At 69.0% G+C, this 14,373-nt stretch carries 10 protein-coding genes; 1 reads left to right on the forward strand and 9 read right to left on the reverse strand.

Annotated elements, in window-relative coordinates; all coding sequences use genetic code 11:
• Positions 1-482: 482 nt before the first annotated feature.
• Complete coding sequence (locus ACX80I_RS15365) at positions 483-1,553, forward strand: quercetin 2,3-dioxygenase (RefSeq protein WP_459345977.1); 1,071 nt, start codon at positions 483-485, stop codon at positions 1,551-1,553.
• A 131-nt stretch (positions 1,554-1,684) separates the two neighbouring features.
• Here ACX80I_RS15365 and ACX80I_RS15370 read toward each other — a convergent pair whose 3' ends face one another.
• The 9 genes from ACX80I_RS15370 to ACX80I_RS15410 form a co-directional block, all read right to left on the reverse strand.
• Positions 1,685-3,217: a carboxylesterase/lipase family protein gene (locus tag ACX80I_RS15370; protein ID WP_459345978.1), complete on the reverse strand. Its 1,533-nt coding sequence runs from the start codon at positions 3,215-3,217 to the stop codon at positions 1,685-1,687.
• A 7-nt stretch (positions 3,218-3,224) separates the two neighbouring features.
• Positions 3,225-4,469: a DUF3500 domain-containing protein gene (locus ACX80I_RS15375; RefSeq protein ID WP_459345979.1), complete on the reverse strand. Its 1,245-nt coding sequence runs from the start codon at positions 4,467-4,469 to the stop codon at positions 3,225-3,227.
• The gene (locus ACX80I_RS15380; protein WP_459345980.1) at positions 4,447-6,174 is read right to left on the reverse strand and encodes an FAD-dependent monooxygenase; all 1,728 of its coding nucleotides are present in this window, start codon (positions 6,172-6,174) and stop codon (positions 4,447-4,449) included. Before ACX80I_RS15380 ends, ACX80I_RS15375 begins: the two co-directional genes overlap by 23 nt.
• Positions 6,174-7,040, reverse strand: a complete 867-nt coding sequence (locus ACX80I_RS15385; protein WP_459345981.1) for a fumarylacetoacetate hydrolase family protein — start codon at positions 7,038-7,040, stop codon at positions 6,174-6,176. The genes ACX80I_RS15380 and ACX80I_RS15385 overlap by 1 nt, the downstream gene beginning before the upstream one ends.
• 48 nt (positions 7,041-7,088) lie before the next feature.
• Entirely contained in the window at positions 7,089-8,000 is a 912-nt protein-coding gene (locus ACX80I_RS15390) for an alpha/beta hydrolase fold domain-containing protein (protein ID WP_459345982.1), read from the reverse strand.
• A gap of 103 nt (positions 8,001-8,103) precedes the next feature.
• Positions 8,104-9,648, reverse strand: coding sequence for a glycoside hydrolase family 43 protein (locus ACX80I_RS15395; protein ID WP_459345983.1), 1,545 nt, complete (start codon positions 9,646-9,648; stop codon positions 8,104-8,106).
• Complete coding sequence (locus ACX80I_RS15400; protein WP_459345984.1) at positions 9,645-10,604, reverse strand: alpha/beta hydrolase; 960 nt, start codon at positions 10,602-10,604, stop codon at positions 9,645-9,647. The genes ACX80I_RS15395 and ACX80I_RS15400 overlap by 4 nt, the downstream gene beginning before the upstream one ends.
• Positions 10,601-11,587, reverse strand: a complete 987-nt coding sequence (locus ACX80I_RS15405) for an alpha/beta hydrolase fold domain-containing protein (RefSeq protein ID WP_459345985.1) — start codon at positions 11,585-11,587, stop codon at positions 10,601-10,603. Before ACX80I_RS15405 ends, ACX80I_RS15400 begins: the two co-directional genes overlap by 4 nt.
• A complete protein-coding gene (locus ACX80I_RS15410) occupies positions 11,584-14,304 on the reverse strand; it encodes an alpha-L-rhamnosidase (RefSeq protein ID WP_459345986.1) in 2,721 nt (906 codons plus the stop codon). The genes ACX80I_RS15405 and ACX80I_RS15410 overlap by 4 nt, the downstream gene beginning before the upstream one ends.
• Positions 14,305-14,373: the final 69 nt, after the last annotated feature.

Genomic DNA, 14,373 nt, shown 5'->3' on the forward strand with positions numbered 1-14,373 from the left:
CAGGGAAGCATTTCTGCAGCTCAGCGACTCTTTTGCCGGTCCACGAAGTCCCGCCGCCAAGGGGCCGAAGCCGGGGAGGGGGTATTGCATCACATGCAATAATCACTGTTCAGGTTGACATAAGGTCAATTATCGGCGGCGCAAAGTTGCTCTAAGACAGGGGCTGCCTATACATGGTGCCGTGAAGGTCCAGCAGCTGCACCGGCGAGGGTGCTCCTCACTGGGACGGTCCGCGTTGTCTAGGCACCTACGCAACCTCGCTGCGGCACCGGCCTCCTGACCTGCTGAAGCAGGTGGACCTGGTCCGCTTGGTTTTCCGCCTGACCTAACGCCATGCAGGAAGGCGGCCCCCATTGCGGTGCCAACGTCGTGGGTTAACAAATTGCTTTCAACTAATGGAAATGGATGTTCAGGAGCCCCTGTGCCAGCTGAGGATTAGGATCACACCGTAGTGCAGCCAGCCGTTTGGAAAGAAGGAAACTATGTCCCTCAGCGTTGAGGAAATGAACACGCAGCTCCCGCTTGCCAATGTGCTGCCCGGTGAGGCTGTTCCCTATTACATGGCCTCGGGCGAGGGCGCCCGCTACGAGCTCGACGGCCAGCTGATGACGGTCATCGCGCGTGCCGCCGACACCGGGGGAATCTTCAGTGCTGCCTACATCTCCGGGGGCATGGGAGCCGAGTCGCCGTTCGTCACCCACACGGTGGAACACAAGACCCTTTACGTCTTCGACGGCATCCTGCACGTCTGGCTGCCGGGCGAGAGCCGGATCCTCACTCCGGGCGATTCGGTCGTCATCCCGCCGAACACCCCGCATGCCTACCGCATGGCCAGCCACTACACCCGCTTCCTGAACTGGATGACACCCGGCGGTGCGGAAGCCTACTACGAGCGTGTCGGCACCCCCATCGACTCCCACGTGCCGCCGGTCCGTGCCGGCCGCAAGCCCAGCCTCGAGGAGCAGGCCGCGGTGGGCGCTGAATTCGGCATCTCGTTCCCGGATGTCGAGCGCGTGGCGCCCTCCTTCCGGCACGACGCCGGCCTGCCTCCTGTGCAGAGCCCCTACTTCCTCAGTGCGGGCGAGGGCGAGCGCCTGGTGAGCTACCAGACCATGTTCACCTACCTGTCCCGGCCCGCGAACACCGGCTCCAACTACTTCGCTGTCCACACCAAGGGCGCCAAGTCGCCCTACATCCCGCTGCACTTCCACTCGCAGCACACGGAAAACTTCCTGTGCACGGAGGGCCGGATGTGGCTCTACGCCAACGGCCGGGAGATGCTGCTGACCAAGGGTGATTTCGTCCACGCCCCGGCGGGCACGATCCACTCGTTCGCCTTCGATGCGCACAATACCCAGATGGTGGGTTTCCTGACGCCGTCGGTCTTCAATGGGTTCTTCGAGTACTTCAACAAGCCCACCGAGGACTACATGTACACGGAGGGCGGGCAGCCCTTCATGGACATGGAAGGCTTCGGCCGCGCCCAGGCCGAGATGGACCTCACCGTCGTCGGTCCCCCGCCGCAGCGCCGGGCGGCACTCGACATCTCCTGACGGCAGGCAGCCAGCTTCTGACCGACAGCGAAGGGGCCGGGCCTCCGAGAGGACGTCCGGGCCCTCCCTGCGGGCCGTTCCGAAATGCCTTCCCGAGCCTCGACCGGGTGTTACGGCGCAACCGCCGGGAATCACCCTGCCGGCGGCACGTCCCAGAACTCGCGGAGTTCCCGGCGTGGGTCATCTGCCACGCGTGGCACCTCGTCCAGGACCATCGTCCTGCGTCCCGGCGCGTAGGGCGGCCAGGCGGGCAGCTCTTCCGCGGCGGGCCGGCCGGTGCGCGCGAATGCAGCCCATGCTGCGCTCATCATGGCGCTCAGCCCGTGCGGAGGGGCCTCTCCGGTAAGGAACGCCGCCTCGGGCGAGCCCAGCTGCCGGAACACGAACGGAACGTCGAGGGCGTGGCAGGCGCCCAGCCTCCCGCCCATGGCAGGGCTGCGCCAGCTGAACAGGTAGGAGAAGGTCTGCCCCGAGGAGCCGTGCCGGGCGTTCAGGAGACAGTTGCTGGGCTGCCGGTATACGGCGTCGGAGATGGCCGCTTCCAGGAGTTCCGTGCCGCTGGGGACGGAGCCAACTGCGGATTGCAGCGCCCGGGCGTACTCCTCCTCCCGTCCCGGGTCAGCCCCGCCGTCCGCCAGCACGGCTGCAGCGCGCTCCGCGTAGGACGGGTCCAACGGATTTGCCGGGCGCATCTGCACAGCGAACGATCCCTCGTTCAGGTTCGTCCCGATCAGCAGGTCGACGTCGGAGTTGGTGCCATTCTGTACCGACTCCAACGGCGGCGCCGGAAGCGACGGCGTTCCGACGGTGGGCTGGAACGGCAGCGGAACGGCGAACGTCCGTGCCCCGGCGCGCTGTACCAGCTTCTCTTGGGCCTCGAGCAGGTGCTCCACTGGAACCGTCAGCAGCTCCGCAGCGTGAGCGCGGTCCAGCCCACACAGCTCGAGGAACTCGAGGGTGATGCGCGAGGAGTCCTCCGCGCTGCGGTACCTCTCAGCCGTGCCACTCTGCATGATCGCCCGCCGGAACAGCCCGCGGGAGGCAGGCATCCCCAGCAATGTGCCCACCGCAGCAGCACCGGCGGACTCACCGAAGACCGTCATGTTGCCGGGGTCCCCGCCGAAGGCCTCGATGTTTCTGCTGACCCAGCGCAGTGCCTCGAGCTGGTCGAGAAGAGCGAGGTTGGAGGAGTCGGCATAGTCAGCGCCCAGCCGCTCCCCCAGATGGAGGAAGCCCAGCACACCCAGCCGGTAGTTGATGGTGACCACGACTGTGCCGGTTGCAGCCGCGAGGCGGGCGCCGTTGTACAGGGCATCGCTGCCGGAACCGGACAGGTACGCACCGCCATGGATCCACACCAGAACCGGCAGTCGGGACCCGCTGTCCGGCGTCCAGACGTTCAGGTTCAGGCAGCCGCTTTCGCTCCAGGTCCGGGGCTTTCGGCCGGGCGGAGCGGGGATCTCCGGATTCTGTGGCGCCGCGGGCCCCGGGACCGTGCAGTCCCGGATGCCGGTCCAGCCGACGGCGGGGACCGGAGGGAGGAACCGGTGCTCTCCTGCGGGAGAGCCCGCATATGGGATGCCGTGGAAGGACCTGACGCGTCGGCCGTCCACTCGTGCTGCGGTGCCGCGGACGATTCCTGCGGACGTGGTGGCCAGGGTCATGCCGGCGTCACGGGGCGACCGCCGGGTACTGCTTTACCAGTTCCCGTCCGTAGTCGTTCCCGTTGGGGGTGCGCACCACGGTGTGCATGTGGAAGGGCGCGGGCTCGTCATTGCTGAGGAAGACGCCGGTGTGGTGGTCCAGCTCCAGCACCACCACTGGGCTCTGCAGCCTGAAGTAGAACGGTTCCTCGTCCTTCCAGCCGCCGATCCAGCTGAAGAAAGTCTCGCTGTAGTTCTCCTGGATCTCCCGGCGGCGGGCGGCACGCGGACCCTGGGGCAGGTACGCGATGAAGTCCTCGACCAGGGCATCCAGCACCCCGCGCGCCTCGGCGGGCATGTCCGGAACGCGGATGCCCTCGTACGGGATGACCCGGTTGTCCTGGAAACAGCCACCTAGGTGTCGTTCGTCGCCGGGGTGGATCCGGCCTTCCGGCATGGCCGGGTCCACCATCGCCTCGTAGACCGTGGCTTCGGCCCGCAGGGTCCCGGGGAGGGCCCCCATCAGTTGCCGGGCCAGGCGGATGCGTTCCTTGAACACCGTAACGCCCCTGTAGGGTCCGTCGTCGATCCTGTCCGGTTCGGCACCGAGGAACACGGGCGAGACGACCAGCTGCGTCCCGACGACGAGGCAGTTCAGCGCCGCGTGGTGGCCGAAGAGCTGCCAGCCCCAGGGCTCGGACTCCGATGGCTCGCCGTACAGTGCGAAGTTGTAGCTGAACTCGTTCAGAAGCAGCGGCAGGTCCACCAAATCGCCTAGAAAACCGTTGATGCGCATGAGATTCCGGACCAGTTCGAAGCCCTCGGTGCTCAGGCTCGCCTCGACGACGGCCAGCACAGCGTCGCGCGCGGCACGGTTTAGTTCGTCCAGCCGGAGTCCTGTGTCATGCTGCAGGAACTCGGGGTTTGCCCAGCTCTGCCATTCGGGCGCGTCCACCGCATACCGAAGTTTCCGTTCCTGCCCTGGGGTGAGCGTACTGAGGAGCTTGCCGGCGGCGGTGATCATGTCCGCTGTCGGTGCCTCTTCGCCGCTTTGTGCGAGCGTGATCGGATATAACCCCTTGCGGCGGTTCCCGTCGCTGGTGATTCCGGTGAACGGCTGGGGGTAGAGCTTTTTCCAGCCTTTGATCATGGGGCCGGCGAAGGAGTCGGTGGTGGCAGCCTTGGCGTACTCACGGGCGTTCAGGCCGCGGATTTCTGCGATGCGGGGGTGGTCCGGGGCGAAGAGGAAGTTACGAAATGACGGCGTCGGCACGGGTGCTCCTGGGTTCGTCGGCGGAGGTCTGCGTCCAGCCGACTGCGACGGACAAGGCTTTGGCGGCGGGGCCGGTGAAGTTGCCCCGCCATGCCACGTGCTGGTCGGGGCGGACGAGCAGGGCTCGAGCTCCCCATGCCTCAGAGAGAGCGATGCCGTCCTCGGACGGCCCGACAGCGACGACGGTTACCGGAATCCCCTGTCGGCGGCCAGCGTCCAGTACGGCGGCGAAGAGCTGCTCTGCGGGCACTCCGCCGAGCGCGCCGGCGTCGGCGAGCAGCGTGAAGCCCTGGCCAAGGCGGTCGTACACGGAGGTCCCGTCCTCCAGCCAGGTGTGCGGGAGCAGGGACCCGGGGCTGGCGGAGGGGACATAGCCGATGGGGTCCTCGGCCGGCACGGGTGAGCCGTCCCGCACTATCAGGGGGGAATCTCCGTAGGCGTAACCGAGCACCAGGCCCAGGGAGTCGAACTCGCTCTGCTTCACGGCGAGTGCTTCGTACGCTGCCTGCCGCGCGGTGTCCCCGGTGGCATCTGCGGCGGCCAGGTCGGGATCGGCGAAGTGGTAGGCCAGAGCCTTGCCATTGGCTGCGGCATCGCGGATGGTGCGGGCGGCGACGGGCCGACGTTCCTCGCCGTAGCTGGCCAAAAGCGCGGGCCCGCCCCAGCCGTCAATGGCGGCGGCGAGTTTCCAGGCAAGGTTGGCCGCATCGCCGATACACGTGTTGAAGCCATGACCGCCCCAGGGCGGGTTCAGGTGTGCGGCGTCGCCCACCAGGAAGATGCTGCCGCGGCTGTACTCGGGGGCCAGCAGCATGCGGGCCGTCCAGGGGTCCGTGGCCAGCACGTCGACGTCCACGTCCGAGCCGACCAGCGAGCGGACCAATGCGCCGGCATCCTCGGTGCTGACCACCGCGTCGGGATCCACGCCCTGGATAATGGCCCACCAGGTGTCCGTGCCGTCCAGGGGTCCTACCATGCCTGCCGTGTCCGATCCCACCACCCAGTACTGGACGGCAGGGTCGAGGGCGACCGCCGAGGCGAGGTCCGCCGAGCGGAAGAGGATGCTGATGTTGGACAGCGCCGCGGACCCTCCTTCGAGGCGGATGCCCAGGCTGCGCCGGACGACGGATGATCCGCCGTCGGCCCCGATCACGAAGTCCGCGGTGATGGTCCGGGTGGCGCCGGACGCGTCGGAGATGACGACGCCGTGGGGTGCCTCCGCCCCGTGGATCTCGGCCACGCTCCAGCCCGTCGCGAAGGTGACGAGCGGGTTCTCCGCGACGGCGGCGCGGAGGGTCTCCTCCAGGACCGGCTGCGGAACCTGCTGGCCGCATTCCGGCTGGGGGCCGTAGCGTCCGGGGACCAGCTGGAAGGCGTTCCGGAACCGGCGCAGCTCGTGGGCGGCCTCCCCGGTGAGGCCGGTGCAGAAGATGACGTCCTGCGCGTAGGCGACCGGGAGCGGCGAGGCGGCACGCAGCGCGTCGGCCAGTCCCAGCCGGCGCAGGTGCGTCATGGTCCGTGCATTCGTGGTCTTGGCCCGCGGTCGGGTGGGGTCCACGGCGGCCCGGGGCTCGATGACGGTGCTGGGGATGCCGCGCGTCGCCAGATCCAGCGCCAGGAACAGTCCACTGGGGCCGCCGCCGGAGATCAGGACCTCTGCCTGTTCCGGTAACTCGGCTGCGGGAAAGGCAGGGAGGGCTGCCATCAGGCCCGGCTCCGGAGTGATGGTTCGCCGACGGGGGTGGTCAGGGTGCCGAGCTTCTCGATCTCCACCTCGACGGTGTCGCCGGGCTGGAGCAGCCACTGCGGTGTGCGCGCGTAGCCGACGCCCTCCGGGGTGCCGGTGGCGATGATGTCGCCCGGGTGGAGGGTGAAGGTCTCGCTGATCAGCGAGATGATCGCGGGCACGGAGAAGATCATGTCCCGCGTGTTGCCGTTCTGCGCCTCGATGCCGTTCACGCGGGTCCGGACCTGCAGTCCGTCGCGGAGGTCACCCACCTCGTCGCGGGACACGAGCGGGCCCAGCGGCCCGCTGAAGTCCCCGTTCTTGCCCAGCGTCCACTGCGAGGTGAGCTTCTGGGCCTTGCGGGAGGTGATGTCGTTGAAGGTCGAGTAGCCGAAGACGGCCTCGGCCGCGGTCGCCTCGTCCGCCGATTCCACGCGTCGGCCGATGTAGGCCGCCACTTCGCCTTCCCAGTCCAGGCCCGCCTCGCCGGCAGGCACGGGGACGGGGACGTCGCCCACGGAGAGGGAGGCCGTCCAGCGGCCGAACAGGGTCGGGTACGGCGGGAGTTCCTGGTTCTTGAAACTGCCCTCGGCGGCATGGGCCCGATAGTTCAGCCCCACGCAGATGACCCGCGCCGAGGCGGGGACGAGCGGCACTTCGGGAACGCTGCCGCGCTCCACGGACCTGGCGGCGCCGGAAGCGTCCGCTACCAGCGAGGTGGACTTGTCCTGCCAGCCGTCCGGGTCGGCCCAGAAGTCGGGAACGGGCGCGAGCGGGAAGACACGCGAGTCCACCAGGGCCGCTGCCCATGGTTGGCCGACGTGGAGGATTCCGATGAACTGCATGAAAAGCCTTTCAAGTGTGTCAGGGCATGGTGCAGGGCAGGATCCGACTCAGGAGCCGGCCTGCCGGCGGAAGAAATCGATGGTCGCGGCGGTCGCCTGCGCAGCGGCCGTGGTACCACCGTCGGGCTGCGCCCACATGTGGTCTGCCTCCTCGATCAGGAGGAGTTCGACGGCGGCACCTGCGCCTTTCAGCGCCTCGGCGAGCACGGCGGACTGGGGTGCAGGTACGAAGCGGTCGGCGGTGCCATGAGCCAGGAAGAAGGGCGGAGCGCCGGCATGCACGTACGTGACGGGGCTAGCTGCGGCGGCCTTGTCCGGTGCCTCCGACGGCTGGGCGCCAAGAAGGAGCGCCTCCCGTGATTTTGGGTCATCGGCGCGGGCCACGGCGTCCGGCCGGGCCTGGACGCCCATCCGCACCAGGTCGGTGGGCGGATACCAGGCAGCGACCGCCGCGACGGCGTCCTCGGTGGTGGCTGGTTCCCCGAACTGCTCCACCCCGCCGGTCAGGCCGACCAGGCTGGCGAGGTGCCCACCGGCTGAATCACCCCACGCGTAGATGCGGTCCGGGTCCACCCCGTAGTCGGCGGAGTGTGCCCGCAGCCACCGCACCGCTGCCTTGGCGTCCAGCACCTGGGCCGGGAAGGTGGCCACCCCGCTCAGGCGGTAGTCGGCGGACGCAACCACGAAGCCCGCGTCCACCAGCTGCTCGATCGGGCTGAGGCCGAACCCGTCGACCGTAGGTCCCAGGGAGGACCGCGTACCGGTTCGCCATCCACCGCCATGGAAGTGGACGACAGCGGGGAAGGTGGTACCGGCGGATGCGCCGGGGGGCCGGTAGAGATCCAGCAGCAACGGGGCCGAACCCTCGGGGTGTGCGAACTCGATCCCTTGAAGGATCGGCCCTGCCGTCATCGTCGACTCCATGTGTACCGCGCCGTTCTTCCCGTGGTTCTCCGCCATGCGCCGTTCTGTCGTTCGAACCGCGTCCTGAGTCAACTGTCGGGCATCGGGCCGCCCATGTGCGCGGCCGGTTTCACTGAATGGAAAGTTCGTGTGGCTTCGGTCACGTCTGCCCGGGTCCTTTGATCAGGCCACCGGCTGGATCAGCGCGGGGTGACGGGGTCCGTTGCGCGTACTCGAAGCGCTCCAGCACCGTCCTGCCGCCAACTGCTGACACGCCGATGACCCTGCCGGTGAATCCGCCGGCTACCTCGGTGGAGAGGTAGCGGCCGTCGAGCCGGGCGAGTTCCGTGAACTGCCCCGCCATGCGGAAGCCGAGGACCACGTCGTCCGGCCCGGAGTTCACGCCCGGCTGCTGCCCCGACGGGGATGCGCTGATCTCAAGTTGCAGGGGTCTCGCTCCGTGACGCTGTGCCTTCCCCACGTCCTGCTCCAGCGGTCCGATCCTGGCGACTGCCCGCACGGTGTCCCCGTGGACCTGGACCGCGTACCAGTGGGATCCGTCGATCCTGAGCACCAGTCGCGCTGTCCCTTCCACCGAACTCACGGTGGCCGTCGCGGTCCAGGCCTCGTTCCGGATGCGCGTGGCCAGGAGCGGGGACTCCTCCTGCCCGTTCGGGGTCAGGACCAGTCCTCCCGGTGCCCCCAGGTGGCCGGGACCGGCGGGCCGGGTGAACGACGCCGGTTCCGCGCCGGGCGATATCCAGCGCAGGTGCAGCTCCGGCGAGGTGAAGTCGTCCGTGAACGAGGTGTCCGCTGCCAGCACCGGGTACCGGTCGTCGTCGAATCGGGGCCAGCCGTCCTCCCAGGTGATGCCTGCCAGGAACGTCTCGCGCCCCAGCACGTGGTAGCCCGGTGTGGAACCGCGGCTCCGCACGGCGAGGTAGACGGCCGCCCACGTCCCGTCCGCGCCCTCCACCAGGTCCGCGTGCCCCGCATTCTGTACCGGCGTGGCCAGACTCCGGTGGGTGAAGACCGGATTGTGGGGGCACGGCTCGAAGGGCCCGGACGGCGAGGTGCCGCGGCTGATGGACACGACGTGGCCCCGGTCGGTGCCGCCTTCGGCGAGCATCAGATACCACCAGCCGTTCGCGGAATACAGGTGCGGGCCTTCCGGGTAGGCAAGGCCCGATCCCTGCCAGAGCTTCCTCGGTGCCTCCAGCAGTTTCCCGGTCGACGGATCAAGACGTGCCTGGACGATGCCCGAGGCGTCCTCGCCGGGGCCGAACCCGACCCACGTGAGGTAGCAGGTCCCGTCCCGGTCCCAGGCGATATCCGGGTCGATGCCGAGAGTCCCGGCGATCTGCCAGGGTTCGCTCCACGGTCCCGCAGGATCGTCCGCCCGGAACAGCAGGTGTCCCCCACCGAAGTCGCTCATGTTCGTGGTGACGAACCAGAACTCCCCTTCGTGGTGGCGGAGGGTGGAGCCGAAGATCCCTCCGGACGCGCGCCCGTCTCCCGCGGCGAACTGGGTTCGCCGGGTCAGGATGTTTCCGATCTGCTCCCACTGCACGAGGTCGCGGCTATGGAAGATCGGCGCTCCGGGGAAGTATTCGAAGCTGGAGGTGGCCAGGTAGAAGTCCTCGCCCACCCTGCAGATGGTGGGGTCGGGAAAGAACCCCGGGATGACGGGCGTCGAGCTCTTCACTGCTCGCGCACCGCAGCCAGTTCCCGTGCCAGGAAGTCCAGGGCCGCCTGCCCTTCGGGCAGCCCGGCGGTGTGGTTCAGGTGCCCGTGGAATGCCCCCTCCGCGAGGAAGTACGTCAGCGGCACGCCGGCCTGTTGGAGGGTCGAGGCGAACAGCTCGGACGAGCCGCGCGCGTCGTCGTACTCACACGCGAGCAGCGCAGTGGGCGGAAGCCCTGTCGGGTCGGCGTAGCCGGGCATTGCGTACGACGACGCCATGCTCACCGGGCCGCCCACGTAGTTCTCCGCCTGCCGGACACAGTCCTCCGGGGTGAACCGCAGATGTCGGGGCAGTCGGGCCATCACCTCGTCGTCGAGGCCTTGGGCCGGTGGCGGCAGTTCCGCATACAGGAAGGGATAGGCCAGCAGGAGCTTCGCCGGCACCGGCTTCCCGGCATCGATCAGGTAGAGCGCTGCGCCCACCGCAAGGTTGCCGCCGGCGCCCGCCCCGCCCAGGCACAGCAGGTCCGGGTCCAGCCCTAGGGACTCCGCGTTCTTCCGTGCCCAGAACCAGCCGGTGAGGGCGTCCTCGTGGGGCACCGGGAAGCACACTCCATTCCGGGCCAGCCGGTAGTCGACGGAGAGCACCGGTGTCCCGGCGTCGGCTAGCACACGGGCGAGGTAGTCCGATTCCAGCATGTCCAGGCCGCCACTGACGAACCCCCCGCCGTGCAGCCACACCAGCGCGGCGCTGCCGGGCGACGCCGGTTCGCCGTAGATCCGTATCCTTACCGGGCCGTGTCGGCCCTCGGCGGAGACGGTGCGGACGGGGACGTCAGGCCCCGGGGACCGGACGGCGTCCGCGTTGAGGACGCGTGGCCCTTCCGGGGAGGCCAGGTACTCGGCGAAGCCGGCATCCGGGCCGCTGCCTGCTGCGGGAGCTCCGGGAGCGAAGGGTCCCGTCCGGCGGGACGTCACGAGCTCCCCAGCTTCCGCGAGAAGTAGGAGACGGCGGTGGCGAGGATGGTGTCCAGCTGGTCCTCCGCCCCGAAGAAGCAGTGATCGCCACCTTCGATGGTCACCACCTCATGCTCCACGCCCGCATCCGCGAGTGCTGCTGCAAGAAGGTCTGTCTGGGAATGCGGCACCAGGCCGTCCCTGTCGCCGTGGATGAGCAGGAAGGGCGGCGCCCCGGCGTGTACGTGGCTGACGGGGCTGGCGGCGGCCAGGAGTGCGGGGTCGTCGGAGCCGCCCACCAGCATGTGCTCGGGCTGCAGCGACATCCCGTCCGGGACACCCGCCGTCAGGGCAGCGGGGAACAGACCGTCCGGCATGTCCAGAAGGGGAATGTCGACCAGGGAGGAGACACCGTAGAAGTCGACGACGGCGCTGATGGCGCTTGAGTGCCCCTGCGCACCGAGACCGCCGTGAAGGTCTTCCCGGTCCCCGGTCAGTCCCAGCATCGCCACGAGGTGACCGCCTGCAGACTCACCCCAGGCCCCGAACCGGCCCGGGTCGACGCCCAGGTCCTCCGCGAATTCGCGCAAGTAACGGACGGCAGCCTTGAGGTCGTGCAGCTGCGCCGGGAAGGGCGCCTCCAGGGCATGACGGTAGTCCACGGTGGCACACGCGACCCCGGCCTCGTTGAGCAGGCGGAAGACGGAGTCCGGTGCGAAGGTGGGCGGCAACTCGCGCCGGTCCCCCAGCTGGAAGGCGCCGCCATGGACCCAGAGGACCAGCGGGACCGGTGCCGGAGCCTGGCGTGGAAGCCAGACGTCCAGCTTCAGCGGCCGGAAGCCGAGAGCCCGCGCATAGGTGAGTTCGCGGTGCACCAGGGAGACGTCCGAGACCTGCTCCGGCGTCCCGGGGCCGTCGAAGACGGGAAAGGGCGGGACGTCCACCCCGCCCGGCCGGGCAGGATCGGGCCGGGCGGGATTGAGTGCAGCTTCATCAACTGTCATGAGGTGCTCCTTGCTGGTTCTGGTTCCTGGGCTCCCCCGCCGCTGGCCAGGAAGGAATGGGTGCCGGGTCCGACGACGGTGGGCGGCCTGCCGGGCAGCCGTATCTCGGCGCTGGTGCCGGCGGGCACGGTGGCGGTGAGCGCCAGCATGCCGTCGTGCAGTGTCCACTGCACCTCGATGAGGCCCCTCGGGCCCCGGTGGGACGTGCGCGCAGAGGTCAGACCGGCACCGGGGCGCGGCTCGATGATGATCCGCTCGTAGCCGGCGCTGTCCGGGGCCTGGCGTAGTCCGGCGGTGTAGCGGTGGAGGAAGGACACCACGGCGCCCTTGCTGTAGTGGTTGAGCGACTGGTGCGGGGTGCTGTCGGCGTCCACCCCGTTCCACAGCTCCCACATGGTGGTGGCGCCGCGATCCACCATCACCAGCCAGGACGGCTCGGAGTCCTGCATGAGGAGCTCGTAGGCCAGCTGCAGGTCGCCGTTGTCCGCCAGCACGGGCAGCAGGTAGGGCGTGGACAGGAAGCCTGTTCCCAGGTGGGTGTCCGCGTCGCGGATCAGAGAGGCCAGTTGGGCGGTGACCGTGCTGCGGTGCTCCGCACTGACCAGGTCGAAGGCCAGGGCGCGGACGCAGGTGGCCTGACTCGCAGGGGTGACCTGCCCCGTGGAATCGAGGTATTCAATCTCCCAGGCCTCCCGGATACGCTCCGAGAGCTCCGCCAGTGCCTTCGCGTCCTCCACCTGCCCGAGGACGGAGGCGATGCGTGCCATCAGCGAGGTGGTGTTCCGGTAGTAGGCGGTGGCGACGACGCCGGAATCGGCGGTACGGGCGGCGAAGAGGTCCGGTTCCGGGCCGTCCGGTTCCATCCATTCTCCCCAATGGAAGCCCGTATCCCACAGGTACTTCTCGTGCGGCGCCGGAACAGGGCCGGCGGCAGCACGGGAAGGGTGCCGTTGCGACTCCGCGGTCGTCCGGACGAAGCCCAGCCATCGGTTCATCGCAGCCCAGTTCTCCTCGAGGATGCCAGCGTCCCCTGTGGCGAGGTACAGCTCCCACGGCACCATCACGATCGCATCGCCCCAGCCCGACGAGCCGTTCACGAAGCCCATGAAGTCCGCGGAGGTGGCCTCCGGTCCGGGTGAGGGCGAGATGTTAGCGATGACCCCGCTGTCCCACTGGTCGGCGCGGACGTCGTTCAGCCACTTCCGCGAGAACCCGGCGACGTCGAACAGATACGCGGCGGTTGGGACGAACAACTGCCAGTCCCCCGTCCAGCCCGCCTTTTCCCGCTGCGGGCAGTCGGTGGGGACCTCGCACGAGTTGTCCCGGAAGCTCCACTCCACGATCTCGTGCAGCCTGTTCAGCCGCTCATCGCTGCAGGTGAAGGTCCCGATTCGTTCCAGGTCGGACTGGACTAGGCAGCCGGTGATGTCCGCCCGTTCCAGGTCCGGCGCGAGTCCCTGGACCGAGACGTATCGGAAGCCGTGCGTCGTGTGTCGGGGCTCGAACACCTCCCCGGAGGCGCCCGAGGAGATGACGGAGTCCACCTGCCCTGCGTCCAGGAATGTGCCGGGGGTGCGGAAGTCATGCGGGCGCAGGTGGTCCCGGGTGACGTCGCCCCTGCCTGGAGCGCCGTCCAGCGCCTCGCCGTACTCCAGGGTGACCGCCTCACCTGCCGCGCCGAGCTTCCCGAGCCGCACCCAGCCGTGGATGTTTTGACCGAAATCCACCACCTGGTGGCCGTTCGGGAGGCGGGTGATGGACACCGGGGCGAGTTCCTGCACCACGCGGGTGGGTGGTGCGGTCGGACCGACCAGCGTGTCAAAGCTACAGGCGCGGACGACGGCGTGCCTGGCCCCGGAGGAGGCCAGGATCCGGAAGTCGACGCGCTGGCCCGCCATCAGGTCCGCGCCGAGGATTTCGGTGGGTGAGGCGAGCCAGGATGCGTCGGTGCCGAGAATCGTCCGGCCCGATCCGGATCCCAGTTCCAGCTGGGCCAGGAATGCCGTCTGCTCGCCGTACATGTCGGCGTCGCGCGTGTACCCGAAGGTGCCGCGGTACCAGCCGTCGGTGAGGACGGCACGGAGGGTGTTGGGGCCCGGGAGCAGGAGGGCCGTGACGTCGAACGTCTGGACCTGCAGGGTGGTGGAGTAGCTGGTCGAGCCGGGGGTGAGCTGCTGGTCCCCGACCCGCCGTCCGTTAAGGAACAGCTCGTAGATGCCGTGGGCGGTGGCGTAGGCGCGGGCGGAGTCCGGGACGGCGGCCAGGGTGAAGGTCGTGTGCAGCGCATGACCGGGACGCTCACCGGGCACGGGGACGGTCGACTCGTCCGGCCCGATCCACTGTGCGGTCCAATCCGAGGGATGCAGGAGCCCCAGCTCCACGGCCATCGACTCGGACCAGGCGCTCACCGTCTCGGCGCCGTCGGTCCCGGTGTTCCAGGTGCGGACGCGCCAGGCGAACCGGCTGCGGGACGTGAGTTCCGGGCCCGAATAGGGCACCGGCCCAGGCCCGGCGGCGGGGAGCCTGCCGGTGTCCCAGCCGTTGGTAGCGGTGATCTGATAGGCCGTCTGGCGGATCGTTCCGGCGGGCGGCGTCCAGCCGAGCCGCGGTGCGACGGAGGTGATCCCGAGGGCCTCCCGCAGGTAGTCGACCCGCAGCCGCGTGGGGGCGATCAGGCGGGATGCCTCGACGCCGGTGTCGAGAACGGTGGAGGTCATACGGCAGGCTCCTGAACGTGGGGTGGCTACGGTTCAAGCTTCCTTTCCCGCAGGCCGCCCCCACAGTGC

It is taken from the genome of Arthrobacter rhamnosi (assembly GCF_054510855.1).

What these genes read in the sequence shown, in the direction of transcription:
- ACX80I_RS15405 (WP_459345985.1), bottom strand. Translation starts at nt 11,587, where the DNA reads ATGACAGTTGATGAAGCTGCACTCAATCCCGCCCGGCCCGATCCTGCC.
- ACX80I_RS15365 (WP_459345977.1), top strand. Translation starts at nt 483, where the DNA reads ATGTCCCTCAGCGTTGAGGAAATGAACACGCAGCTCCCGCTTGCCAAT.
- ACX80I_RS15380 (WP_459345980.1), bottom strand. Translation starts at nt 6,174, where the DNA reads ATGGCAGCCCTCCCTGCCTTTCCCGCAGCCGAGTTACCGGAACAGGCA.
- ACX80I_RS15370 (WP_459345978.1), bottom strand. Translation starts at nt 3,217, where the DNA reads ATGACCCTGGCCACCACGTCCGCAGGAATCGTCCGCGGCACCGCAGCA.
- ACX80I_RS15385 (WP_459345981.1), bottom strand. Translation starts at nt 7,040, where the DNA reads ATGCAGTTCATCGGAATCCTCCACGTCGGCCAACCATGGGCAGCGGCC.
- ACX80I_RS15390 (WP_459345982.1), bottom strand. Translation starts at nt 8,000, where the DNA reads ATGGCGGAGAACCACGGGAAGAACGGCGCGGTACACATGGAGTCGACG.
- ACX80I_RS15410 (WP_459345986.1), bottom strand. Translation starts at nt 14,304, where the DNA reads ATGACCTCCACCGTTCTCGACACCGGCGTCGAGGCATCCCGCCTGATC.